Annotated in this window: 21 protein-coding genes; 7 read left to right on the top strand and 14 right to left on the bottom strand. The window is 66.0% G+C overall.

Features of this window, described 5'->3' with window-relative positions; genetic code table 11:
- Positions 1 to 51 precede the first annotated feature (51 nt).
- Both AB0O52_RS13495 and AB0O52_RS13490 read right to left on the bottom strand, forming a co-directional pair.
- Complete coding sequence (locus AB0O52_RS13495) at positions 52 to 1,449, bottom strand: TRAM domain-containing protein (RefSeq protein ID WP_364538305.1); 1,398 nt, start codon at positions 1,447 to 1,449, stop codon at positions 52 to 54.
- Positions 1,449 to 3,422 carry an APC family permease gene (locus AB0O52_RS13490; RefSeq protein WP_364538303.1) on the bottom strand — a complete coding sequence of 658 codons (1,974 nt, stop codon included), beginning with the start codon at positions 3,420 to 3,422 and terminating at the stop codon, positions 1,449 to 1,451. Before AB0O52_RS13490 ends, AB0O52_RS13495 begins: the two co-directional genes overlap by 1 nt.
- Positions 3,423 to 3,532: 110 nt before the next feature.
- On the opposite strand from AB0O52_RS13490, the gene AB0O52_RS13485 reads away from it, so the two are divergent.
- A complete protein-coding gene (locus tag AB0O52_RS13485) occupies positions 3,533 to 4,207 on the top strand; it encodes an NAD-binding protein (RefSeq protein WP_284752024.1) in 675 nt (224 codons plus the stop codon).
- Complete coding sequence (locus tag AB0O52_RS13480; protein WP_364538301.1) at positions 4,204 to 4,935, top strand: NAD-binding protein; 732 nt, start codon at positions 4,204 to 4,206, stop codon at positions 4,933 to 4,935. Before AB0O52_RS13485 ends, AB0O52_RS13480 begins: the two co-directional genes overlap by 4 nt.
- Here the strand turns inward: AB0O52_RS13480 and AB0O52_RS13475 are convergent.
- The 4 genes from AB0O52_RS13475 to dut form a co-directional block, all read right to left on the bottom strand.
- Positions 4,905 to 5,696, bottom strand: a complete 792-nt coding sequence (locus tag AB0O52_RS13475; protein WP_364538299.1) for a DUF3159 domain-containing protein — start codon at positions 5,694 to 5,696, stop codon at positions 4,905 to 4,907. The two genes, AB0O52_RS13480 and AB0O52_RS13475, sit on opposite strands and share 31 nt — an antisense overlap.
- Positions 5,693 to 6,046, bottom strand: coding sequence for a hypothetical protein (locus AB0O52_RS13470; RefSeq protein ID WP_364538297.1), 354 nt, complete (start codon positions 6,044 to 6,046; stop codon positions 5,693 to 5,695). Before AB0O52_RS13470 ends, AB0O52_RS13475 begins: the two co-directional genes overlap by 4 nt.
- Positions 6,039 to 6,788 carry a DUF3710 domain-containing protein gene (locus AB0O52_RS13465; protein WP_364538295.1) on the bottom strand — a complete coding sequence of 250 codons (750 nt, stop codon included), beginning with the start codon at positions 6,786 to 6,788 and terminating at the stop codon, positions 6,039 to 6,041. Before AB0O52_RS13465 ends, AB0O52_RS13470 begins: the two co-directional genes overlap by 8 nt.
- Positions 6,789 to 6,899: 111 nt before the next feature.
- On the bottom strand, positions 6,900 to 7,412 hold the full coding sequence (gene dut / locus AB0O52_RS13460; RefSeq protein WP_364538293.1) for a dUTP diphosphatase: 513 nt from the start codon (positions 7,410 to 7,412) through the stop codon (positions 6,900 to 6,902).
- A gap of 109 nt (positions 7,413 to 7,521) precedes the next feature.
- Between dut and AB0O52_RS13455 the strand changes: the two genes are divergently transcribed.
- The gene (locus AB0O52_RS13455; protein WP_364538291.1) at positions 7,522 to 8,022 is read left to right on the top strand and encodes a DUF3093 domain-containing protein; all 501 of its coding nucleotides are present in this window, start codon (positions 7,522 to 7,524) and stop codon (positions 8,020 to 8,022) included.
- On the opposite strand, the gene AB0O52_RS13450 is transcribed toward AB0O52_RS13455, so the two are convergent.
- A complete protein-coding gene (locus tag AB0O52_RS13450; RefSeq protein WP_078105507.1) occupies positions 8,019 to 8,318 on the bottom strand; it encodes a DUF4193 domain-containing protein in 300 nt (99 codons plus the stop codon). The two genes, AB0O52_RS13455 and AB0O52_RS13450, sit on opposite strands and share 4 nt — an antisense overlap.
- A 283-nt stretch (positions 8,319 to 8,601) precedes the next feature.
- Between AB0O52_RS13450 and sepH the strand changes: the two genes are divergently transcribed.
- On the top strand, positions 8,602 to 9,972 hold the full coding sequence (gene sepH / locus AB0O52_RS13445) for a septation protein SepH (RefSeq protein ID WP_364538289.1): 1,371 nt from the start codon (positions 8,602 to 8,604) through the stop codon (positions 9,970 to 9,972).
- A gap of 23 nt (positions 9,973 to 9,995) precedes the next feature.
- Here the strand turns inward: sepH and AB0O52_RS13440 are convergent, their stop codons facing one another.
- The 4 genes from AB0O52_RS13440 to AB0O52_RS13425 form a co-directional block, all read right to left on the bottom strand.
- Complete coding sequence (locus AB0O52_RS13440) at positions 9,996 to 10,709, bottom strand: thymidine kinase (protein WP_364538287.1); 714 nt, start codon at positions 10,707 to 10,709, stop codon at positions 9,996 to 9,998.
- Positions 10,702 to 11,931, bottom strand: coding sequence for a nucleotide pyrophosphatase/phosphodiesterase family protein (locus AB0O52_RS13435; protein WP_364538285.1), 1,230 nt, complete (start codon positions 11,929 to 11,931; stop codon positions 10,702 to 10,704). The genes AB0O52_RS13440 and AB0O52_RS13435 overlap by 8 nt, the downstream gene beginning before the upstream one ends.
- A complete protein-coding gene (locus AB0O52_RS13430; RefSeq protein WP_364538283.1) occupies positions 11,931 to 12,659 on the bottom strand; it encodes a DUF5998 family protein in 729 nt (242 codons plus the stop codon). Before AB0O52_RS13430 ends, AB0O52_RS13435 begins: the two co-directional genes overlap by 1 nt.
- Before the next feature lie 67 nt (positions 12,660 to 12,726).
- A complete protein-coding gene (locus AB0O52_RS13425) occupies positions 12,727 to 15,429 on the bottom strand; it encodes a GNAT family N-acetyltransferase (RefSeq protein WP_364538282.1) in 2,703 nt (900 codons plus the stop codon).
- 54 nt (positions 15,430 to 15,483) lie between these two features.
- Here AB0O52_RS13425 and AB0O52_RS13420 point away from each other — a divergent pair, with 54 nt between their 5' ends.
- Positions 15,484 to 18,036, top strand: coding sequence for a DNA topoisomerase IV subunit A (locus AB0O52_RS13420; protein ID WP_364538280.1), 2,553 nt, complete (start codon positions 15,484 to 15,486; stop codon positions 18,034 to 18,036).
- 17 nt (positions 18,037 to 18,053) lie between these two features.
- Here the strand turns inward: AB0O52_RS13420 and AB0O52_RS13415 are convergent, their stop codons facing one another.
- The gene (locus AB0O52_RS13415; RefSeq protein ID WP_364538322.1) at positions 18,054 to 18,434 is read right to left on the bottom strand and encodes a VOC family protein; all 381 of its coding nucleotides are present in this window, start codon (positions 18,432 to 18,434) and stop codon (positions 18,054 to 18,056) included.
- A gap of 124 nt (positions 18,435 to 18,558) precedes the next feature.
- Here AB0O52_RS13415 and AB0O52_RS13410 point away from each other — a divergent pair, with 124 nt between their 5' ends.
- Together AB0O52_RS13410 and AB0O52_RS13405 are read left to right on the top strand one after the other, a co-directional pair.
- On the top strand, positions 18,559 to 19,077 hold the full coding sequence (locus AB0O52_RS13410; RefSeq protein WP_364538278.1) for a DinB family protein: 519 nt from the start codon (positions 18,559 to 18,561) through the stop codon (positions 19,075 to 19,077).
- An 8-nt stretch (positions 19,078 to 19,085) separates the two neighbouring features.
- Complete coding sequence (locus tag AB0O52_RS13405) at positions 19,086 to 20,168, top strand: nitronate monooxygenase (protein ID WP_364538276.1); 1,083 nt, start codon at positions 19,086 to 19,088, stop codon at positions 20,166 to 20,168.
- On the opposite strand, the gene cydD is transcribed toward AB0O52_RS13405, so the two are convergent.
- Both cydD and cydB read right to left on the bottom strand, forming a co-directional pair.
- Complete coding sequence (gene cydD / locus AB0O52_RS13400) at positions 20,165 to 23,569, bottom strand: thiol reductant ABC exporter subunit CydD (protein ID WP_364538274.1); 3,405 nt, start codon at positions 23,567 to 23,569, stop codon at positions 20,165 to 20,167. The two genes, AB0O52_RS13405 and cydD, sit on opposite strands and share 4 nt — an antisense overlap.
- 3 nt (positions 23,570 to 23,572) lie before the next feature.
- Entirely contained in the window at positions 23,573 to 24,670 is a 1,098-nt protein-coding gene (cydB, locus tag AB0O52_RS13395) for a cytochrome d ubiquinol oxidase subunit II (protein WP_364538272.1), read from the bottom strand.
- Positions 24,671 to 24,673 lie beyond the last annotated feature (3 nt).

The raw sequence follows: 24,673 nt of genomic DNA, 5'->3' as shown, positions 1-24,673 counted from the left end.
CGATGGAGAAATGAAGCGCGACGTAGGACTTCTCCACCATCGTAGTGGCGGCTATGCCGCCGGCACCAGCAACGCAACGGTCTCGAGGTGATGCGTGTGCGGATACAAGTCGAAGGCCCGGAGGGATTCAAGCCGCCATCCGCCGTTTCGGAAGTACCCCAGATCGCGCGCAAAGGAGGCCGGATCACACGACACATAGGCGATTGCCCGCGGCCCGGACTCGATGAGCTGGCTGACCACGGCTTTGCCCGCGCCGGCCCGCGGCGGGTCGATCACCAAGGCATCGAAGCTGCGGGGGCGCTGCCGGAGGACACGTTCCACCCTGCCCTGGACAATTTCAACCTGGGTCTCTCCGTGCAGATTCTTGCGGGCATCCCGGCTTGTCCCGGGCGATCCTTCGACGGAGAGCACCGAACCGGTGATCCCCACAGCATCCGCCAAGGGCGCCGTAAACAATCCGGCTCCCGCGTAAAGGTCGGCGACGGCCGAGCCCGGAAGGAGGTAGCCGCCGTCGTGCAGGAAACCCGTCACCGCCCCCACCAGGGTCCCGGGCGCATCCTTGTGGATCTGCCAGAACCCTTCTCCCGTTACGCGGTATTCGTGGCCGGCAGCCGTTTCCTGGACCCAGGTCCTGCCGCGCAGTTGCAGGACCTCTCCGCCCACGGGGTCGAAGCTGGCCACCGACACTTCATGCGGGAGCTGGCCCAGGATCCGGTTGAGGCGCCGGGCATCGGTGCCTTCTTCCGGGGCGAGAAGGACAAGCGGACGCGATCCGTTGGCAGGCGCGGCCACTTCCACCCGCGAAATTCCCCGCAGGTCGATGTCCCAGAGCCGCAACTCGTTGATGCCCGGCAGTGCCAAGGGCATCTCGTGGACCGGAATCACGACGTCGGAGCGGTGGGCATGCATCCCCAGCCGGCCACCGGTGGTGACAGCAAAGCTCGCACGGGTCCGCCAGCCGAGCCCGGTATCGTCGTCGGAGCCCGCAACGCCGTCGGAGCCCGGGTCACCAGCAGCTGCGCGCTCCACCTCGACATGGAGTTCGACGCCGGCGAGCCGCTTGAGTTGCTCGGCGAGGACTTCGGATTTGAGCAGGCGCTGCCGTTCGAGTGTCACGTGCCCGAGTTCGGCGCCGCCCACGGGCGGACCGCCCTTGCGCCAGGCGGCAAGCGAGTCTGCGAGGGGCCAGAAATGGCGCGTCCGATCCTCTGATGCTTCCAGGACGTCGACGACGTCGGCACGCCAGAAACGGGAAGACTCTCCCGCATCGGTCAGCCGGACCCGGACCTTCTCCCCCGGGATGCCGTGCCGGACAAAAATGACCCGGCCTTCGTGCCGTGCGACAAAGTGGCCGCCGTGGGCGACGGGGCCGACGTCCACCACCAGCTCCGTGGCAGCTCCGTCCTGGGCCGTGGGCGAGCTGGATTCGGTGTTGCTGGGGTGGGTCATCAGGTATCCTGCAATGCCTTTGCTTCTTCGGAGGACTTCAATTGCCATGGAACGCTAGCCACCATGACGCCGGGTTCAAAGTGGAGCCGGGCCTTGATGCGCAAGGCGGTCTGGTTGTGCACGAGCTGTTCCCACCACTTGCCGACGACGTACTCCGGGATGTAGACGACGATCAGGTCGCGCGGGGAATCGCGGCGCATGTTCTTGACGTAGTCCAGGATGGGCGTGACGGTTTCACGGTAAGGGCTCGCCAACACGGTCAACGGGACAGGGATGTCCAGCTTGTCCCAGGCCTCCACGGTGCGCGCCGTTTCCTCGTGGTCGATATCCACGATGATGGCATCCAGCCGGGACGGCCTCGACGCCCGCGCGTAGGCCAGTGCGCGCAGCACCGGTTTGCGGACATGGGAAACAAGCAGCACCGCATGGACCCGGGTGGGCAATGCGCGCGGGGATGAATCCTCGTCAACGGCCAATTCCTTGGCCACATTGTCGTAGTGGGCGCGGATGCTCCACATGATGAGGAACAGCACGAACATCGCCAGAAGGGCGATCCAGGCGCCCTGCTCGAACTTGGTGATCAGCACGATGGTCAGCACCAGCGCAGTCATGGCAAAACCGAGCATGTTGATGGTGCGGGACTTCACGATCCTGCGGCGGACGGCTTTGTCCTGCGCAAGTTTGAGTTCCCTGCCCCAGTGGCGCACCATGCCCAGCTGGCTCATCGTGAAGGAAATGAAGACGCCAACGATGTATAGCTGGATGAGCTTGGTGACATCGGCGTTGAAGGAAATGATGAGGACCAAGGCCCCGGCCGCGAGGGCCAGGACGCCGTTGCTGAAGGCCAGGCGGTCTCCGCGGGTCCGAAGCTGGCGGGGAAGGTAGCCGTCCTGGGCGAGGATGGAGCCCAGGACCGGGAATCCGTTGAAAGCGGTGTTGGAGGCGAAGACGAGGATGACGCCCGTGGCGGCGACAACAACGTAGAACGGGATGGACCCGGCGCCGAAGATCGTCTGTGCAATCTGGCTGATGGCGGGGTTCTGGATGTAGTCGTCCGGGAGCGGTTGGCCATTCAGGAGGAATTCCTTGGCCGGATCCAGCACGATGTGGACCTTGGTGGCGTTGGCAAGGTAGATGATGCCCGCGAGCATGGCAGAGGCGATGACTCCGAGCAGCAAGAGCGTGGTGGCCGCATTCTTGCTCTTGGGCTTCTTGAAGTTCGGCACGCCGTTGCTGATGGCCTCCACACCGGTCAGGGCGGCGGCGCCGGAGGAGAAGGCCCTCAGGAGCAGGAACGCGCCTGCCAGGCCCACGAGTCCCTGGTCGAATCCCTCTTGCGGGACGATGGTGAAGGCCGCCGAGGGAGCCCGGCCGAGTTGTCCTATGGCTGCCTGGAAGATACCGACGGCCGTCATGCCCAGGATGGAGAACATGAAGATATAGGTGGGAATCGCGAAGACGCTGCCGGCTTCCTTGATTCCTCGCAGGTTCACCAGTGCCAGGATGACGACGCCGACTGTGGCGATGAGCGCCTGCTGCCCGTGCATCGAGGGGATCGCCGTGGTCAGGTACGCCGCCGCGGAGGACATCGACACGGCGACGGTGAGGACGTAGTCCACCAACAAGGCAGCGGCGACCGTCAGGCCTGCGAACTTCCCGAGATTGACGTTGGCGATTTCGTAGTCGCCGCCACCTGAGGGGTAGGCGTGGACGTTCTGCCGGTATGAGGCAACAACCGTGAGCAAGACCACCATGACTGCGAGGCCTACGAGCGGCGAAATGGCCACGGCACTCACGCCGGCGAGGGCCAGCGTCAGCAGGATTTCGTCGGGGGCATAGGCCACGGAGGACAGGGCGTCCGAAGCGAAAATCGGCAGCGCAATGCGCTTGGGAAGCAGGGTGTGGGACAGGCGGTCGTTCCGGAACGGCCGCCCCACCAACACCCGCTTCGCGGCGTTGAGAATTGTCAGCACTCCGCAAAGCTACTCTGAATCGAACGCGATGTCATGACGGCGGACTGGCTTCCGCGACTTGCCCCGGTAGAGTCTTACCGAGCGGCATGCATAAGAGTGAAGGAGAAACCGTGGCTCACTTTGTGATCATGGGTTGCGGACGAGTTGGCGCAACGTTGGCGCACACCTTGGAAGACGCCGGCCATTCGGTGGCAATCATCGACCAGGACGACCGTGCCTTCCGCCGCTTGCGCAGCGGATTCACCGGTAGGAAAGTCACGGGCGTGGGATTCGACCGGGACACCCTCAAGCAGGCAGGTTGCGAGGAGGCGTACGCCTTCGCCGCCGTCTCCAGCGGTGACAATTCCAATATCCTCGCCACCCGGGTAGCGCGTGAAACTTTCCATGTTTCGCATGTTGTTGCCCGCATCTACGATCCGGGCCGCGCCGAAATCTACCAGCGCCTGGGCATCCCCACGGTCGCCGCCGTGCGTTGGAGCGCGGACCAGGTCCTGCGCCGGATCCTGCCCGAGCAGCATCTGGCAGGCGATTACCGCGAACCCTCGGGCCGGCTGGTTTTGTCCGAAGTCGACCTTGACCAAGGCTGGATCGGGCACCCGTTGACTGCCATCGAAGCAGCATCCGGCATCCGCATCGCTTTCCTTACCCGCTTTGGCGAAGGCGTCCTGCCGCAGGCCGGAACGGCCTACCAGGAGGGCGACACCGTGCACGCCATGTTGAATCTTGACCGCAGCGCCGAGGTGGCGCGCATCCTTTCCAGCGCACCCGCCAAGGAGTCTGAGTGAAAGTCGTTATTGTCGGCGCAGGCAGCGTCGGTTCATCGATCGCGCGCGAATTGCTCGCCCACAAACACGAGATCATGCTGATCGACCTCAAACCGGAGGTCATCGGGCGCAGCGGGCTCCGCGGGGCCCGCTGGCTCGTGGGCGATGCGTGCGAATTGAGCACCCTGCAGGACGCGAAATTGGAAGGGGCCGACGTTGTCGTGTCCGCGACCGGCGACGACAAAGTCAACCTTGTGGTGTCCTTGCTTGCCAAGACCGAATTCGGTGTGGGCCGCACGGTGGGCCGGGTCAACAATCCTAAGAACGACTGGATGTTCAACGATTCCTGGGGCGTCGACGTCGCAGTCAACACCCCGCAGCTCATGACGGCGCTCGTGGAAGAGGCCGTGGAAATCGGTGACCTCGTCCGTTTGCTGACCTTGCAGACGGGTGTGTCCTCGCTGGTCGAATTCACGGTTCCCCACGACTCGCACATCATCGGGAGCACCGTGGGCGGCATCGAATGGCCCGACGACGCGACCCTGGTGGCGATCCTCCGGGACCACGCGCCGATCACACCAAGCCGCGACGACGTGATCGACGGCGGCGACGAACTGTTCTTCGTCACGACCATCGAGGCCGAAGACGGCCTCAGGGCCCTGCTCTCCCCGTCCGCCGGGGACCACGGTTCAGTCGGCGTCGAGGAGGAGTTTTCGGATCAGTCCGACGACGACGGTTTCGACGGCTGAGGATCGCGCTCCGGCTTCTGGCCCGGCGCAGGCCGGGTCAGGAGCCAGGCAATCCAGAGACCCAGGATGTACAGCGGAGCACCCATGATCAACCTCATGGTGGCGAGCGCAGCCAGGCCGGGTTCGCCCAGGAAATACAGGGGCACCTGGACCACAAGCCGTAGTGCCAGCACGGCAATGACCACCCACGTGCCGATGGCATATGCCCGCAAGCGCTCCGGGTTCTTCCGCCATTCGAAGCCTTCGTTGCGGACGAAGCCGAACAGCAGGCCGGCGATCGGCCACTTGAGCAGGATCGAGAGCACCATTCCCACGATGTAGGCGATATTCGTGTAGAAACCCAGGACGTAGAAGTCCTCGGCCTTGCCCGTGGTGTTTGCGAGCCAAGCGGAGATGGCGACGCCGGCGATCCCGGCAAGCGCCTGGGTCAACGGGCGCCGTTGGACCAGCCGGACCACGGTGAAGACGGCAGCCGCGGCGAGGGAGGCAATCAGGGACGCCGGAAGGTCGCGGGTGACCATGAAGGCGATCAGGAATACGAGGCCGGGCACGATGCTCTCGGCTATCCCCTGGACACCTCCGGCTGATTTGAGGATGTCCACATGCCCGTGGCTGTTGCGTTGGAGTCCGGCTTTTTCGGCGTAGCCGGCGGCGATGTCCGCGATGCCCGGGCCCTGGGTGCCCCGCCTGGATTCCTCCTCCGGACCGGGCTTTTCCCGGGCTGGCTTTTCGTGGGGGCCGGATCCGTTGGCGACTGTCATTGGTGCTCCTGCCGGGAGAGGATTTCATAGCGCGGATTGAACATCGTGGGCATCCCGTCCCGCTGTGTGACCATGCCTTCGAGCCGCAGGACAGTCCCGGGTTCGATCCCGGGCACTTTGCGTCGCCCGAGCCAGATGACGCGCAGCCGGGTCAACGGACCCGTGTCGCCCCTGTGCGCAATCCGGTCAACGACGATCGCAGAGAAGTGTGCTTGCTCGCTGGCGGGCTGGTAGGTCACCGACTCGATGAAACCCGTGCAGTCGACCCGGCCCCGGACCGGGAGCTCAGTGAGGGGCACGGGCGCCGGGCTGCCTTGGGCGGCAGCGGAACGCCCCGCTTCGTCAGCCAATCTGGGTGATCTCCGGGCCGCGTTCGGGTTGCTGAAGCGGCGGCGCTTCATGGGGAGCACCGTGCTGCCCCGGCGCTACGGCGTCCTTGGGCAGCTTCAGCTGAAGCAGCTCACGGGGCGGCATGGGGTTGTCTCCGCGAACGACCACAACCTTCCGGAAGAGGTTCTCCAGTCCTTCGGCCGCTTTCCTGTCCAAAGCCGCGTTGCCGCCGATGACTCCGCGAAGGAACCAGCGGGGCCCATCGACGCCCATGAACCGGGCAGCCCGGAAGCCACGTCCGCCGTCTGCGGATTCCGTAGGAAGTTTGGCGATGAGTTCCGTGCCGAAGGTGCCGATGATCTCCTCGACTTCCCCTCCTTGGCTGGATACGGATTGGCCGATTTGTTCGCGGATCTCGTCCCACAGCCCTTCGGAACGTGGGGCGGCGAACGCCTGGAGCTGGAGGCTCGAGCCATCGAGGTCCATGGTGACCGCCACCACCCGCTGGGTTGCCTCTTCCACTTCGAGGCGCAATTGAAGGCCTTCGGAAGGTTCGATCAGCAGGGCGCCAAGATCCACGTAGCCATCCTGGCTGTCAATTTCGCTGGCATCGAATGGCCCCTTGGACAGGCGGAAGTCGCCCTTGGCGGCTCCACCGGCTACCGGGCCGCCGTCCTGCCGCGTCGTCGCGGCATCGGCCTGCTCAGTGCCGTTGTCTTTCGGCTGCTCAGCCTTGGACTTCTTTCCGCGCCCAAAAAGCATCGGGTTTTCTCCTTAGTAGTGGTCTATCCCCCAGTAAACCGCAGACTGCCCGTCAACTCGCGGGCAGCATGGCAATCAGCTCCGTGCAGCGCCGATTGTCGAGGGTTGTTTCTAGCTCACGGCCGGCGCGAAGCCTCCGGTGGATCCAAAGCCGCCGGTGCCCCGCGAGGTGTCGGACAACTCCTCCACGGAAACGAACTGCGCATACTCGACGCGCTGTATCACCATTTGAGCAATTCTATCGCCGCGCTTGAGTTCGATTGCGTGGTTTTGGTCGGTATTCAAAAGCGTCACGGAAATTTCACCTCGGTAGCCGGCATCAACCGTTCCGGGAGCGTTCACCACGGTGAGTCCGTGCTTGGTTGCCAGCCCAGACCGGGGGTGGATCAGTGCGACAAAGCCGTTCGGCAGGGCGATTGAGACGCCCGTGGGAACGAGCTTCCGCTCTCCCGGCGCGAGGGACACGTCCGCGCGGGCCCGCAAGTCCGCGCCCGCGTCACCGGGGTGGGCGTACGACGGCGCTTCCAAACCGGCGTCGAGCATTTTCAGCTGGACCTGAAGGGTCGGCGCACCGTATTCGGCGGAGGTGTCTGCTGGGTTGGCTACTGCTGTCTCGTGGCTCACAGTCACATATTCTATCGCCCGCGGAACACTCCCCCGGTTGCGGCCGCAGGTCAGTCGCAGTGCAAAGGGGGCGTTAATTCCCGGGGTCACGGTCCCTTAAGCTGGTGGCATGCCTGAATCGACTGCTTCCGTACCCGTGCCGCACCATTCCTCGAGTGGAACGGGCGTCCTGTTTACGGAAAAGCTCTGGCCCTCGCCCTGGATTTGGATCGTGGTGGTCGGACTGTCAGCTGCGGGCATCCTGATGTTCGCGCCTATCAGCATCACCGCGGGCATCATCGCCGCGCTGGTTCTCTTCGCCATCATGACCACCATGCTCGTGGTGTCCACTCCCGCGATTGTGGTGGACCGTGACACCGTCCAGGTGGGACGGGCCACTATCCAGCGCGAATTTATCGGCGCTGTCACGGCATACCGCAAGGACGAAGCCACGGCAGAGCGCGGTACCCGGCTCCACGGACTCGCGTTCCTGTGCCTCCGCGGCTGGATAGACCCCGTGGTCCGCATTGAAATCACCGACCCGGCGGACCGCACCCCGTACTGGCTGACGTCCACGCGCCGCCCCGAAGAACTTGTGGCGGCGCTGGCCAAGCAGGCCTCCCGAGGCTAGCTTTCGCATTCCTTGCAGTACAGGTGCCCGTCTTTCTCCCGCGCAATCTGGGAGCGGTGTTTGACCAGGAAGCAGTTGAAGCAAGTAAATTCGTCCGCCTGCGGAGGCAGGACCCGGACCAGCAGCTCTTCGCCAGACAAGTCCGCCCCGGGGAGCTCATAGGCATCTGCCAGATCAGTCTCATCGATGTCGACCGCCGATGATGACTGTTTCTCGGTGCGATGCGACTTGAGTTCCTCGATCGAGTCCTCGGTGTCTTCTTCGGTCTTCCGAGGGGCATCGTAGTCCGTTGCCATGGTCCCTTCTTCGTTCTCCCTTGTGCTTCACGCAGGGCTTGCGGTCCTGTCGACCAGAGCCTGCTCCGGTCTAAGGGTGTAACGCAGCAGGCCGCTTTTTTGTGCCCGATACCGGGCAGATTGTCCTCCCGGCCGACTCGAATGTCCATACCCATGTTCCGATCGCCCGCGCAGGGAATGCCGGAATTCGCGGAATATCGCGGCGCGCCCTTTGTCCTAGTAGGAAAAGGCCGTACCGGGTGGCAGAGTTTCGAATGTCAGATAGGCCATGGTGGAGGATTTTATGCGGGATCTACGGCTGGTTGGCGTCCACGACGACGGCGGACATCTTCTGTTGAGCAGTACCGGCGGCGAGATGTTCCAGCTTCCGATTGATGAGGCGTTGCGGGCTGCAGCGAGCCGGACGCCTGCCCAGGTGGCTGCACGCGCTTCCATCACGCCCGTCGCCATGTCCCCCCGTGACATCCAGTCACGTATCCGCAGCGGCGCTACGGCCGCGGAAGTGGCGGAACTGTCAGGGCTGCCGCTCGCCAACGTGCAGCGCTATGAGGGTCCTGTTCTTGCCGAGCGCGAGTACATCGCCCAGCAAGCCCGCAAAGTCGAAGTCGCCGCACCGGCCCCCGGCCACGACACCTACCGCGCAGCGTTCGGCGACGAACCCGCGAGCTTGGGCGACATGGTTGCACACCGGCTCACGGCCTACGGGATCGATTCCGCTACGGTGGAATGGGATTCCTGGCGCCGGACTGATGGCACGTGGACCGTCGTCGCACGCTTCGAAACCAAGCCAGGCAGCTTGGAGAGCATCGGCGAAGAGCCGCCTGCCATGTGGACCTTCCATCCCGCCCGCAAATCCATCCAGAATGCCAACCGCTGGGCCCAGCAGCTCAGCGAACTGGAACCCCTTGACGGACCCGTGCCGGCCCGGCGGCTCGCGGCCGTCTCCGACCGGCCCTTTGACTTTGAGGCCGACGCCGGGACCGCCGCCCGTGCGGCCGCCGCCGCTGCGACGAAGGAAGCCGATGGCCTCCTTGACATGTTGCGCTCACGTCGCGGACAGAGGCTGGGACTTGACGAAGACAGCGACGACGCTTTGGCGCTGCTTCTGAGCAGCGGCGTTCCGGCTGCGCATCCGCGGCCCGGCGACGTCGAAGACGCACCCGCGGGCAGCGAAACAGCTGACAAAGAGCCGGCCGACACAGACACGGACGAGCAGGTTGAAGCCGAACCCGCCCCCAGCCGCCGTGACGCGCGCGCATCCATGATGTCGCGGCTGAGCCTGGCCCCGAAGCATGACGACAAGGAAGACGATTCCCTCCATCTTCACGACGGCGTGAGCACGGACACCCGTGAAATCACTCTGATCCCCGCTGCCCTGCGCCCCGTGACCATGCTGCGCGGCCGGAACGAGAACGACGCGCACACCGGCCAGGACGAGGCACGAACCTCGGGAGCGGCAGCACCGCGGGCGGGCCTGGATGAACTTCTCGGCGGCGCTCCCCGGCGGGAACGCGAAGAGCCGAGGCCCACCCGCGCCGGGCAGAAGGATGAAGAAGCTTCCGACACCGGGGCGGCCGAACGCCAGCCGTCACGGCCTAAGCGCTCCAGTATTCCCAGCTGGGACGAGATCGTCTTCGGGACCCGCGGAGACTAGGCAGCTTTCAGTTCGTTGCGGCTTCAGCTGGTGCCGTGCCAAAGGCAGGCGTCGACGTCGAATGGCAGCAACTGATCCCGGCTCGCCATGAGGTTGGCCCCGTGTGCCGTCACCCGGCGCATGTAGTGCCTGCGGCATAGGGTCTCGTATCCGACGACCGGGTGCGACCCTTCGGCTTGCTCCGGTGCAGCGTCCCTGTCGGCGTCCGTGGCAACGTCTCCCACCACGACCTGCTCGCCTTCGACCACCATGATGCCGTCCACGGTCCGCGCATTGTGCGTTGCCCGGCGGCCGCACCAACAGAGGGCCTCGACCTGCAGGACCTGGACCCTGTCCGCGAGTTCCACGAAACGCTGGGATCCGGGGAAAAGCCGGGTGCGGAAGTCGGACGTGATGCCAAAAGCGAACACGTCGACGCCCATCTCATCAACGACGCGCGCCAGCTGTTCCACTTGCTCCGGTGAGTAGAACTGGGCTTCGTCACAGATCAGGTAGTCCACCTTGAGGCCTGTGGTCCGGCGTCGGACAACTTCGTCCCAGAAATCTGTCGTTTCAATGACCTCCACGGCGTCCGTCTGGAGGCCGAGCCGGCTGGAGATGACGGAACCGCCGGCGCGGTCGTTGCAACTGAAGCGGACCCCGCCCCTGCCGCGCGCACGGTGGTTGTAGTCCATCTGCAACGCAAGGGTGGACTTGCCGCAGTCCATGGTTCCGGAGAAGAAAATAAGCTCAGCCACGGCGGCCCTTGGGACCTCCGGCTTGGAAGCAAAGCAGCGGAACTTCGCGCTCCGCTTTGGTCAGCGAACCATGTTGCCCCACCACCTCCAAGGCAGTCGGACGGACGCGGCGGACGTCGTAGAGCGCCAAAGTGTCCCGGGCCGCGATCATGACGTCCCCGATCCGGGGGGAAACCTCTGCCCGAGTGGTCCCGAAGAATCCGGCGTCAAGGGCCTGCTCGCGGGTGAAGGCCCAGATCCTCCCGCCGAAGCGGGCGCGCCAGGCATCCAACAGCGCTTCGCGGTGACGCTCTCGTGCATCGGGCTCCAGGTACAGGTGGACCATGCGCGGCTCCCCTGCCGTGTGCCGGACCCCGGCGATAAGGGCGGGATCGGCGGAGTAGTCGATGCGCTGCGATTCGGGGACGTCGAGCATTCCGTGGTCGCCGGTGAGGAGGATGGTTGTCCCCGCGGGCAGTGAGGCGGAAAGCCTTTTGACCGTTGAGTCGATTTCTTCGAGCTGGTGCTCCCAGCGATCGGACTGGCAGCCGTAGCGGTGCCCGGCTTTGTCCAGCTCGTTGACGTAGAAGTACATGAGCGAGCGGGTTCCCGCGGCCATTTCCTCCCCCGCCGCTGCCGTCCGGGCGTGGAGCGAGCTGCCGCCCACGAACCGGCTTCCCCGGAGCGCCGCGCGGGTCATCGGTGACGCGCCGAACTGGGGCAAGCTCACCGTGACGACGTCGGCGTCGGCAGCCACGCGTTCGAAAATTGTCGGGAACGGCTGCCAGCGCAGGGGGTCGACTCCGCCGTCCCAGTTGCCGAGCAGGTTGACTACCTTGTCCTGGTCAGGATCCAGGACGTCATAGCCCACCATGCCGTGTTCACCGGGCGTCCGGCCGGTTCCAAGGCTGGCCAAGGACGATGCCGTGGTGGAAGGAAAAGCCGAATCAAGCCACACCGGGACGGCGCCTTGTTCCGAATTCGCAATTGACCTCAGAAACGGGGTGTGGGCGGCCTTCTGCTTCAGGAGATTGCGCCCCAGGCCATCGGCGAGAACCACGCACACGCGTTGCGATGCAGGCAATTGCAGTTTGTTTTCGAAACCGGGCAGGCCCATGCTCGCTGCTGCGCTGCTGAAGACCTCGGCGATCGATTTGCTGCCATACAGCGGCGCGCCCGGAAGCTCAGGGACGGCGCTGGAAACGGGGACGGCTTCCTGGGCGACGGGTTCGGACGTCGCCATCAGCGCTGATGCCCGCGGCTCAGCCTGTTGCCGAAGACCCCCGAGCGGAGTCGCGGAGCGGAGATCGTGCCCGTATGGACCGAGGGCCCGGGAGCGCCTGTGTTCACAGCCCGCAGCGCGCGGGCAAAGACCTTCGCGTCCTGGACAGCCCTGGGGCCGTCGGCCTCGGAGCTGATCCGCAGCACGATGTCCTCCTGGGAGATGGTGCCCGTGTATCCGTGGTCGGCTTCGCACTGGGGATCGCCACAGCTGGCAGGTCCCACATCCAGTCGCTGGCCCCCGGACCAGGCAATGGACAGGGTCAGCTCCCTGACAGGGTCGCTCGGAGTGTAGTTCTGCGGCTGCGCATACATGTAGCTGAGGACCACCGAGCGGATTTGCGCCACAGGCACGGACTCCGTGGAAATCTGGGCGACGATCTGCTCGCCGGCTTCGTCGAGCTGCTGGTCGTCGACGTGGGTGATCACCAGCATGTCCTCGGTGAGCACCAGGACCGTGATGTGCCGCCGGACCTCGGCACGGTCGAAATGCGTTTCCAAATGCACCAGATGCGCAAGGCAATCGCGCCCGTCCAAGGCGTCGGCCACAACGTCGGCAACAAGGACAGGATAGAAACCTGCCCGTTGAAGTGCCTGGTCCAGGCTCTGCCCCTGCGAGCTGTGGTTGTGTGCTGCATGGTGCCCGGTGGTAGCCGGACCGGACGGAGGCGTCGGGGACTTCGAGCTCATTTCCCCATTTTCACAGATCGGCTGGGGACTTCATAACCGTCCGGCCCTGCGGCGGTCAACTTTCGGCTCAGCCGAGCATCGCACGGCGGGCACTGTCCGTACGCTGTGCGGCGTTCCCGATCCACACCTCCGCGGCAAGGATGTTCGCGCCCCGGGTCCCGGCCAGTACGGGATTGAACTCCACCAAGGCAATACCGGGGTGTTCATCCTTGAGGCGGGCCAACCGTGCTCCCAGGTCTTCGAGGGCCGCCACGTCCACCGCCGGCAGCCCTTGGTAGCCGAAGAGCTTCAGGGAAGCCCGGGGGGCCCTGATGAAGTCGTGGAGATCGGTGGAGGACAGCGGAGGCACCCGGTGCGCCCAGTCGTCCAGGAGGTTCACGGCATCTCCGGCCAAACCGAAGGACACCACGGGCCCCAGGAGCGGATCCTCGATGGCCCGGAACGTGCAGGCCTGCCCCACGGAAACCATGGCCTGCACTTCTATGGCCGATGAACCGTAGGGTTCGAGGGCGCGACGCATCTGCGCGATGTTGCGCCGCAGCGAGTCCGCGTCTTCTATATCGAGCCGCACACCGCCCAGGTCCAGGCGATGCCGGAGGGCAGGATCAGTGGTCTTGAGCACCACGGGCCAGCCGAGCCGTTCGGCAGCGGCGACCGCTTCGTCGTCGCTCTCGAATACGGCCGAGGGCACCACGGGGATGCCGTAGCGGGACAGCAGCGCGGCCGCTTCGCCGTCGTCGAGCCGTACCAATTGTTCCCCCGGGACAGAGGACAAGAGCCGTTCGATGTGTTCGCGGGTACCTTCGCGGTCGCAACCCGCAGGCTCCACGAACATGCCTTGGTCCCGGTCCAGCCACTTCGCGTAACGGACCACTGCCGCCAAGGCCGCCACCGCGCTGCCCGCGCTGGAGTAGCAAGGAAGGGACGGTCCGGACTCACCGGATTCACGGTTCCGGGCAAGCAATTCATCCAGTTGCACGGAAGTATCGAGGATCCCCGTGAAAGCAGCCACGACGGGCTTGCCTGCCTCCGCCGCGCATTCGGCGAGCACTCCCGCGATCGCGTCCATGGTGAGGCTGCGGGAGGGCACCATCGCCGCCACCACCGCATGCACGGAATCGTCCGCAAGATTCTCACGGAGGCTGCGCCGCAGACCTTCCCGCGCCGCGGACGTCCCCGCGTCCAGGTCCACGTCGGTGACGATCCTGTCGACGATGAGTCCGTGGGGTGCCGCGTTGTCCGCCACGACCTTCCCGAAGGCCGCGGAATTGCTGTAGACAGCGAGCGCCGGGCCCTTGGGCAGGGGCTGGCTGGAAACGATTTGCGCTACGTCCATGAGCTGTTCGATGGTTTCGACGGCGATGACGCCGGCTTGGCGCATCATCGCATCAAGGGCCGCCGCAGGCGCCAGCGTGGTCCGGACGACATGCCCCGGCGGAAGGCGCAGCCCGGTGACATCCGACTTGGCAACGATGACCGGCTTGCTGCGCGACAAGCGCCGGGCCAGGCGGGAGAACTTGCGAGGATTGCCGATCGACTCCAGATAGAGCCCGACGGCGACCGTATCGGGATCGTCTTCCCAGAACTGCATGACGTCGTTCCCGGAGATATCGGCACGGTTGCCGGCGGACAGGAACGAGGAGATGCCCAGTCCCCGGCGGCTCGCCGCGGCGTAGACGGAAACCCCGATAGCTGCGGATTGCGAAAACAGCCCGAGTCCTCCGCGCCGGGGCAGGCTCGGGGCCATCGACGCGTTGAGCGAAACTTCCGGGTTCGTGTTCACGATCCCCAGCGACTCGGGCCCGATCACGCGCATGCCATAAGACCTGGCCTGGCGCACCAGCTCCCGCTGCCTCCGCAGCCCCCGCTCGCCGTCGTCCGCGTACCCTGCTGTGGCGACCACCAGGCCTTTGACACCGGCCGCCCCGCACTCATTCACGACTTTCGTCACTTCCTCGTACGGAACCGCGACGACGGCGAGCTGCACCGGCCCGGGGACGTCGGCGATCCGGGCGAAGGACTTCATGCCGGCCAGTTCGAATGCTTCGGGGTTGACCGCATAGACCGCGCCGGCGAAGCGAGCCTCGAGGATGTGTTCAAGCAACTGGTGCCCGACCGTCCCCCACCGGCGGCTGGCGCCCACTACAGCGATCGACGACGGCGCCAGCAAGTCCCGTACGCTGCGGGCCTCGGCGCGGTGTTCCCGCGATTCCATGACGGCCAGCGATTTTTCGGTGGGGTCGATGTTGAATTCGACGCTGACGACGCCGTCGTCGAATCTGCGCGCGAGCTCGTAGCCGGCGTCGGCGAAGACCCGGAGCATTTTGCGGTTCTCCGGCAGGACCTCGGCCGTGAAGCGGCGGATCCCGTTCTCCCGGGCAGCCGCAGCCAGGTGTTCGAGCAGGATGGAGCCGATGCCGCGGCCTTGCTGGGCGTCGGAAATATTGAAGGCTACTTCGGCCTCGGTGGGGTCATCCAGCCGGTCGTACCGGCCGACGCCCACGATCTCGCCTCCTATGGTGATGACGAAGGCCACCCTGTCCTTGTGGTCCACCTCGGTGAAGCGGCGCAGTTCCTTGCTCGAGAGCCTGGATTTGAACGAGAAGAACCGCATGTAGATGGAAGTCTCGGACTGCGCCGTGTGGAAGGCCTGCAGCGCGTCGGCATCTTCGGGTGAGATAGGTCTCAAGTGGGCCGTTCCGCCGTCGCGAAGCACGACATCGGCCTCCCAATATTCCGGATATACGCCGGTGCCGGGCTGATCCACCATAGGCTTAGCCTAGCTAAGTCTTCCGCAGTACACGTTTAAGGATCCACCGACTCCATGGCACGAAGCCAAAGTCCCTCCCGCTCAAACGCAGCCTCGGCCGCCGTCGACGGGGACTTCACCGAGAACATCATCGATATCGACGTCACTTCCGAAATGGAAGGCTCCTTCCTGGAGTACGCGTATTCGGTGATCTATTCCCGCGCGCTCCCCGATGCGCGCGACGGCCTCAAACCCGTCCAACGGCGCATCTTGTACATGATGAGCGACATGGGCCTGCGCCCGGACCGCGGGCACGTGAAGAGCGCCCGCGTGGTGGGCGAAGTCATGGGAAAGCTGCACCCCCATGGCGATGCGGCCATCTATGACGCCATGGTGCGCATGGCACAGGACTTCTCGCTGCGCCTGCCCCTGATTGACGGGCACGGCAACTTCGGTTCGCTCGACGACGGCCCGGCCGCGCCGCGTTACACGGAAGCCCGGCTCGCCGCGGCAGCGATGACGATGACCGAGCACCTCGACGAAGACGTGGTGGATTTCGTCCCCAACTACGACAACCAGCTCACCCAGCCGGATGTCCTGCCCGCGGCCTTCCCGAACTTGCTGGTCAACGGCACCACGGGCATTGCAGTCGGCATGGCCACCAACATGGCTCCCCACAACCTCGTGGAAGTCATCGCGGCCGCCCGGCACCTCATCGCCAATCCGGACGCCACGCTGGACGACGTCATGCGGTTCGTGCCCGGCCCGGACTTGCCCACAGGCGGCAGGATCGTGGGCCTGGACGGAATCCGTGATGCCTACGCCACGGGGCGTGGTTCATTCAAGACCCGCGCCAAGGTGGAGATCGAGCAGCTGACCGCGCGCCGCACCGGCCTGGTGGTCACCGAACTCCCCTACATGGTGGGTCCGGAGAAGGTCATCGAGAAGATCAAGGATGCCGTCAACGCCAAAAAGCTGACGGGCATCAGCGATGTCATGGACCTCACTGACCGCAAGCACGGACTGCGGCTCGTGATCGAGATCAAGAACGGCTTCAACCCCAACGCCGTGCTGCAGCAGCTCTACCGGTTCACCCCGATGGAAGACTCCTTCGGCATCAACAACGTGACCCTGGTGGACGGGCAGCCGCAGACTTTGGGCTTGCTCCAGCTCCTGCAGGTGTATGTCGGCCACCGCCTGTCCGTCGTACGCCGCCGCACGGCCTTCCGCCTGGGAAAGAAGAAGGACCGCCTCCACCTGGTGGAGGGCCTGTTGATCGCGATCGTGGACATCGACGAGGTCATCCAGATCATCCGCTCCTCGGACGAGGCATCGGCGGCCCGCGAACGGCTGATGTCCATCTACGACCTGTCCGAGATCCAGGCCAACTACATCCTGGAACTCCGCCTGCGCCAACTGACCAAGTACTCGCGCATCGAACTCGAGAAAGAGCAGGAAGAACTGCGCCGGGAGATCGCCGAACTCGAAGCGATCCTGGGGTCCGACGTGCTCCTGCGCGAACTGGTGTCCGGGGAATTGGCCGAAGTGGCTGAGAAGTACGGCACGCCGCGACGCACGGTTCTCCTTGAGTCCGAGGCCGTCTCCCCCACGGTCGCCGCGGCGCTTGCAGCAGCCGTCCCGGCAGGCAAGGGGAAGGCCGCGGCACTTCCGCTCGAGATCCCCGATGACCCCTGCTGGGCACTGCTCAGCACCTCGGGCCAGATCGCACGGACCTCAAACCAGGAACCGCTGGCCGAATCCGGCCCGCGGAGCAAGCATGATGTCTACCGCTCGGTGGTCAAGACAACCGCGCGCGGCGAAATCGGCGCGGTAACCTCGCAGGGCCGCATGCTGCGGGTACAAGTCATGGACATGCCGGTGCTGCCGCCCATGTCCGGCCTGCCCAATCTTGCCGGGGGCGTCGCGGCAAAAGACTTCATCACGCTGCTCAAGGGCGAAACGCTCGTGGCGTTCGTACCGCTGGATGCCGTGTTGGCCATCGGAACGGTCCAGGGCGTGGTCAAGCGCGTCCAGCCCGATTACCCGTTGAACCGGGAAGACTGGGAAATCATCGCCCTCAAGGACAAGGACACTGTGGTGGGGGTGGAGCCGGCCCCCGACGACGACGTCGACCTTGTCTTCGTCACCCGGCTTGCGCAGCTCCTGCGTTTCAGCGCCTCTGCCGTCCGGCCGCAGGGCCGTACCGCGGGCGGCATGGCGGGGATCAAGCTTGCGGACGGCGACGACGTCATCCACTTCGGCACGGTGCGCGCCAACGACCCTGCCGCCGTCGTCGTGACGATCGCGGGCAGCAACGGCGCGCTTCCGGGGACTGCTCCGGGCACGGCGAAGATCACCCCGTTCGAGGAATACCCGGCCAAGGGCCGGGCGACGGGAGGGGTCCGGGCCCACCGTTTCCTCAAGGGCGAAGACACTCTGCTGCTCGGGTGGGCGGGGCACGGCCCCGCGAAGGCATCATCCAGCGCCGGCGTCGCCCGTGCCCTGCCGCAGGAACACGGCCGCCGCGACGGCTCCGGCGTTCCCCTCTCCCAGCCCGTGGATGCCATTGGTGCGAGCATGGCGTGGGACGAAGGGAACGGAAGCGAAGTAGCAGCTGTCGAAGGCTGAAACCCGAATGCGCCCGGCTACATCGTGGCGATACTGAGGATGTTTCCTTCCGAGTCGAGGAACCAGGCTCCCCGTTCGCCGTCCGGCAAGGTGGCTACGCCGTTTTCGGTTTTCAGGCCCGGGAAGTCGTATTCTTCGAAAACGACTCCGCGCGCCCTGAGATCGGCCATGTCCTTGTCCAGGTCCGTGCTCTGGAATCCCAACTGGGTGTTCTTGGCGGTTCCGGCGTTGGGCGTCTCATAGAGCAGGAAGCCGGTGCCGTTGGCGCACTTGTACATCAGGTTGTCTTTGGCCTCCGGGTTGTCCGGTTCGAGACCGAGCTTGTCGCGGTAGAAGTCGCGGGCGCGGGCGATATCGCTGGCAGGGAGCACTCCGGCGACGTTTAGATCCTTAAGCATGGCAATTTCACTTTCCAGGCTTCCCCAGCTCATAACTTTACTCCTGATCGGGCCGATCGGACCGGGGATGGGCCTCGCGCAGGTCGCGTGACCGGATCAGGAATCCGGGCCCTAGACTACTGCCATGCCGATCATTCCCGATGACAAGGACTGGACCTGGGTTCTGTCCACGCCCTGTCCCGAATGCGGCTTCGACGCCGCCACTGTGACCCCGTCCACCGTCCCGGGGACAGTCCTGAACATGCTGCCGCGTTGGCGGGCCGTGCTGCGCCGGGAAGACGCGTCCACCCGTCCTGACGAGCACACGTGGTCGCCGTTGGAGTATGCCTGCCACGTGCGGGATGTCTTCAGCCTTTTCGACCAGCGCCTGAACCTGATGCTGCGGGAGGACGACGCCCACTTCGCCAATTGGGACCAGGACAAGGCCGCGATCGAGGGCGACTACGCCAACGCGGATCCGGCGGAAGTGGCTGCGCAGCTGGCCGCCGAGGGCACTCAAATTGCCAACTCCTTCGCCGCTGTCCACGAAGACGAGTGGCCCCGCACGGGGGTCCGCAGCAACGGATCCACGTTCACGGTGCTGACGTTTGCCCAGTACTTCCTGCACGACGTCGTCCATCACCTGCACGACGTCGACGGCTAGGCGCTCCGATGTCATGGAAAGACACAAGGGCCAGCCGCCTCTTCAAGATTGACCTGCCCATCGTCCTCGGTCCCTTCGGCGGCCTGTCCTCGGTGGAACTGTCGGCCACCGTCAGCGAGGCCGGCGGGCTCGGTTCGTACGGCCTCTACGGATACGATGCGGAGCGGATTGCCGCCACGGCCCGCGAACTCAGGGAGGCCACCGGGAAAGCTTTCGCACTGAATCTTTGGCTCCCCATCGAGGGCGAAGAGCCGCCGTCTCCGGATGCCGAGCAGTTCGCGGCCTACGTGGACGTCCTCCGGCCGTATTTCGAGCTGGTGGGCGTGGAACCACCCGCGCAACCGGACACCTACCTGCCCGATCTGCAGGAACAGATTCAAGCGGCCATCGCTGCCCGCCCGGCTGTGCTGAGTTTCATCTTCGGGGTTCCGTCGGAAGCTGTCATCGAGGAGGCCCACCGGAACGGCATCGTGGTGGTCGGTACTGCCACCACTGTTGACGAAGCCGTGGCCTTGGCTACCGGCGGCGTGGACGCCATCGTGGCCACGGGCATGGAGGCCGGCGGACACCGGGTTTCCTTCCTGCGGGCCCCGGAGGACTCGCTCGTCGGGACCATGGCCCTGGTACCCCAGGTGGTGGATGCCGTCCCGGTTCCAGTCATCGCCGCAGGCGGTATCGCGGACGGGCGCGGGGTCGCTGCCGCCTTGGCGCTCGGCGCGGACGCGGTGCAAATCGGTTCTGCCTTCCTGGCCACGCGCCAGTCCGCCATCAGTCCCGCGCACCTCGCCGCGATGCGCGGGCCCGACGCCGCCCACACCGTCCTGACCCGCGCCCTCAGCGGCCGCTTGGCACGCGGCATCCCCAACCGGATCATCGCCGAGCTCGCCGATCCTGCCACGCATGCCCCGTTCCCGATCCAGAACTGGCTGACGGGCAAGTTCCGGCCCGCCGCGGCGGCACAGGGAATACCGGACGTGATGTCCCTATGGGCAGGTCAGTCGACGCCGCTCATCCGGGAGGACGACGCGCGGAAGCTCGTGGACACCATTGTCGAATCGGTGGACACCATCTTCGGACGGCTTCACGGCTAGTTTCCGCGCACAAGCACCGGGAGCGCCGACGGCGAACCGAGATCCAAACGGGAGTCTCCCGCGGCGATGTCGGCCGGATTGTGCGTCACCAGGACCACCGTGACGTCCTCCAGGCCGGCACGCAGCTCCGCCATCATGAGGCGCCCGGCCTCGGCGTCGAGATGGGCCGTCGGCTCGTCCAGGAGGAGGACAGCTGCGCCGGTGAGGAGGGTGCGGGCCAAGGCGAGCCGTTGGCGTTCGCCGCCGCTCAGGAACGAACCCGAGGGCCCTATGCGGCTGTCAAGGCCCCCGGGAAGCCGGGATACCAATCCTGAAAGCCCGACGGCGCCCAAGGCCTGGTACATGTCCGCTTCGGAAGGCTTCCGGCTGGCCGGGCGGGCGAGCAACAGATTGCCGCGGATAGTGGAGTCGAAGAGGTGGGCCTCCTGGGGACACCACGCAGCATTTCCGCTGACGCAGGCCCTCCCGGATGATGCCGGCAGGAAGCCAAGCAGCACGGAGAGCAACGTCGATTTCCCCGAGCCGGAGGGACCCGTGACCGCAAGCCAGCGCCCGGGGGCCGCTTCGGCGCTGAGCCCGCTGAACACGGGCGCGCCGCCGGGCCAGCAAGCCGCGAGTCCGTCCAGCTGCAGTCCCGCAGCGCCGTCCGGTCGCTTCGGCAGGCTCAACACACCGCCGTCGGATTCTGCGGCGTCAAAGGCTCCTGAGTGGGCGATCCGCCGCAGCACCGCGGCCAAAGCCGGACCCTGCCGCACGGCAGACACCACCGCCCCGTAAGGCTCCGCGAGCGCCAGCTGAACCAGGACGACGACGGCGAGCACAGCCGGCGCGACAGTTCCGGATTGCACCGACGGTGCCGCGAGAAGGCCGGCAGCCAGCGCTCCCAGGGTGCAGGCCAGCACGGTCAACCCCTGGCCGATGCCGTCAGCCCACGTAGAGCGCTGCGCGGCCGCAGTGGCTGCGTTGTCCCTCCGGGTCAGGGAGGACAGAACCGTTCCGGCCACGCCGTTTGCGCTGAGCTCCGCGCGGGCGTCGAGGGCTGCGGCAACGTCGCGCAGCACGAGTGAGCGCAGTTCCTGCTCTGAGCGGGCCGCGTTGCGGTCAGCCACCAGGGCAAGAAGAGGAGCCAGGACAAGGCCGACCACGGCGCTCGCGACAACCACCGGCACAGTGGCGGGAACCAGCAGGGCCGAGGCGACCATGGCCGAGGCCGCGACGGCAAGGGCGGACAGGGGCGGCAGGACGACGCGCGGCAACACGTCCCGCAGGGTATCGACGTCGTCCACCACCGCTCCGAGGACATTGCCGCCCTGCAGGAGCCGGCGGAGTGACAGCGCCCGCGCGCTGAGCGCCGCCCAGAGCGCCCCCCGGAGCCTTGTCATCGCGGCGAAGACGGTGTCGTGCACGACGAGCCGTTCGGAGTACCGCAGCACCGCCCTGCCAATGCCGAAGAATCGAACGCCCACGATGGCTCCGAGCAAGTACAGGATGGGCGGTTGTTCGCTGGCCCGGATGATGAGCCAGCCGGACAGCCCGGATAACGCCACGGCAAACAAGGCAGCGAGCGCCGCGAGCAGCACGGCACCGGCGAACTTGTAGCGGACGGGCGCCAGGATACGGGCCAGGGCCTTGAGCGTGGAGATGGTGGTGGGGGGTTCGATTCCCCTGTCCGGTGTGGTTGCGGGATTCGCGTCGTGCTGGCGCGGAGCCGGCACGGTTGCGGCGGATTCCCGGCCCACGGGCCCGGTTTGCTCCAGCGCCACCCCGCTGTCGACCATCCCGCCGTCGACCTTAACGATGGTGTCCGCCAGTTTCCGGGTCGCGGCGTCGTGGGCCACCATGATGACAGTCGCGGCCCCTCGCAGCCCGGCGATGGCCGAACGGATCGCGTCCGCGGATGCGGCGTCGAGGTGGGCGGTAGGTTCGTCGAGCAGCAGGACGGTGGCTCCCGCGTCGAGCCGCGCCAAGCCGCGGGCCACGGCGACCCGCCGTACCTCGCCGGGGCTCAACTCGGAAGGATGTTTGAACGCGAGGTGCTCCGCGGCAGACTGCTCCAGGCAGCGCGTGGCCCTCGCAATGTCCGCGTCCGGCGTGGACCCGGGGTCCATCGACGCGACGTCCTGGTTGCCGCCGTTCAGGTAGAGGACGACCTCGTCCAGCACCGTTCCGGCCACCATGACCGGATGCTGCGGTACCCAAGCCACGGTGCCGGCGCCCAGTCCGTTAACGGAACCTTCAATAGTTGCCAGCGGACCGTCGCCGATCGTTCCGGCGAGGACGCCCAGGATGGTGCTCTTGCCCGAACCGCTCCGGCCGTCAAGGGCGGTGATCTGTCCCGCCGGCGCCTTGAAGTCGATGGGCCCGACGGCAGCGGCCACCCTTCCCGGATACCTCACCGTCAGTCCGGTGACCACGACGGCGGCGGACTCTTCGGTGCCGGAACCACTGCTCAGCGGACGGCCCGCCGGCGACTCCAGCACCTCGTTGGCTGCGGCCAAGGCCTCGCGCCCGTCGTCGCTGGCGTGGTGGGCTGTGCCCAGCTCACGCAGGGGAAGATAGCAATCGGGGGCGAGGATGAGGGCCAGCAGGCCTGCTTCCAGTCCCATGTCGCCCGCCACCAGCCGCACGCCGATGAAGACGGCCACGACCGCGACGGAAATCGTGGCTATCAGTTCCAGGGCGAGCGCGGACAAGAAGGCAGTCCGCAGTGTTCCCATGGTGCGCGAGCGGTATTCCTCGGAGAGGTCCTCAAGGGCGGCGCGCTGTTCGCCCGCGCGGCCCAGCCCCACCAGCACGGGAAGTCCCTTGGCCAACTCCAGGATGTGCCCCGAAAGCCTCCGCAGCGTGGATTGGGCTTCGTGGACCCGGTCCTCGGTGTGGCGGCCGATCAGCACCATGAACAGCGGGACCAGCGGCAAGGTCAGCACCACAACCACGGCGCTGACCCAATCCGCGAAGAGGATCCGCGCGCCAAGGAGCAGGGGCACCGCTGCACAATTGACCAAGGCGGGCAGGAACTGGGTGTAGTAGTTGTCCAGTGCATCAAGTCCGCGGGTCGCGAGCACGGCGAGGCCGCCGTCGTTCACTTCGCCCACCCGTCCCGCAGCCCCGGCGCCGAGGGCACGCCCCAGCAGCCTGGACCTCAGCTCTTCCTTGACCCCAAGGGCCGCCCGGTGCGCCGCGACGCCCTGTCCCCAGACCGTCAGCGACCGCAGGACCGCACCGGCGGCACCCCAGAGGAGTCCTTCGCGCCACCCCATGCCGCCCGCTGCAAGTCCGGACAGCATTCCCGCGATGGCCTGCGCAATCAGAACCAGGGACAAGGCCTTGAGTGAGGACAGCAGGCCAAGGACGTACAAGGCGGATCGGGTGGCAGGTCCGGCGGGCAGCTGGGGCTTCATCCGTTACTCGCCGGCGTCGTGGGATGCGTTTTTGGCGGCTGGTCCTTCCGGCGCCGCGTGGCCGGCCAGGACCTTGGCCGCGATGGCCGGGAGGAAGCCATGTGCGGCGGGAATATGTGCTGCGCTCACGCGGCGGCGGAACACCCAGTAGGTCCAGGCCTGGTAAGCGATGACAAGGGGTAATCCGACGGCGGCCACGATGCTCATCAGCCCCAGGGTGTAGGCGGAGGACGAGGCGTTGGAAACGGTGAGGTTGAAGGCTGGGTTCAGGGTGGAAGGGATGACCACGGGGAACGCGGCACCGAAAATGGACGCAGTGGCACACACCAGGAACGCACCCAGGGCTCCGAAGGCCTTGCCCTCGGCCCCCTTGCGGGCGAGTATCCGGGCCCCTACAGCTGCGAGGACTCCGAGGATCACCAGGATCCACGTCAACGGTTTGCCGTTGAGGAGCTGGACGGCCACCATCCACGCAAGCAGCGGCAGCAAGGCGAGCGGTGCGAGCCGCACAAACCAGCGGCGCGCGCGGTGGCGCACTTCGCCGTCGGTCTTCAGGGCCAGGAACGCCAGGGCATGTACCAGGGCGAACGCGACGACGGCGAATCCGCCGAGTACGGCGTATCCGCTGAACCAGGCAAAGGGGCCGCCTTGGCGGTCACCGTTCGAGTCGATCGGCAGCCCGGTGGTGGTCAACGCCAGCGCGGCGCCGATGCCGAACGCAGCAACGAACGAGCCCAAGGCAATGGCCCAGTCCCAGGCGGTCCGCCAGCGCGTGCTGTCCACTTTGCCCCGGTACTCGAAAGCCACAGCCCGGAAGATCAAGGCCACCAGGACCATCAGGAGCGGCAGGTAGAGCGCCGAAAACAGCGAGGCGTACCACAGCGGGAAGGCGGCGAAGGTGGCACCGGCCGCAGTCAGGAGCCAGACTTCGTTCCCGTCCCACACCGGTCCGATCGTGTTCAGCAGCACCCGGCGGTCGGTGTTGTTCCGGGCGAAGAGCTTCATGAGCATTCCGACACCGAGGTCGAAGCCCTCCAGGAAGAGGTATCCCGTCCACAGCACGGCGATGGCCACGAACCAGACGGTAGGCAACAGTTCCATTCG

Source organism: Arthrobacter sp. NPDC080073 (assembly GCF_040686575.1).
Taxonomy (GTDB): Bacteria; Actinomycetota; Actinomycetes; order Actinomycetales; family Micrococcaceae; genus Arthrobacter.
The sequence above is the reverse complement of the archived record's forward strand: the minus strand, read 5'-3'. Positions and strand labels throughout refer to the sequence as shown.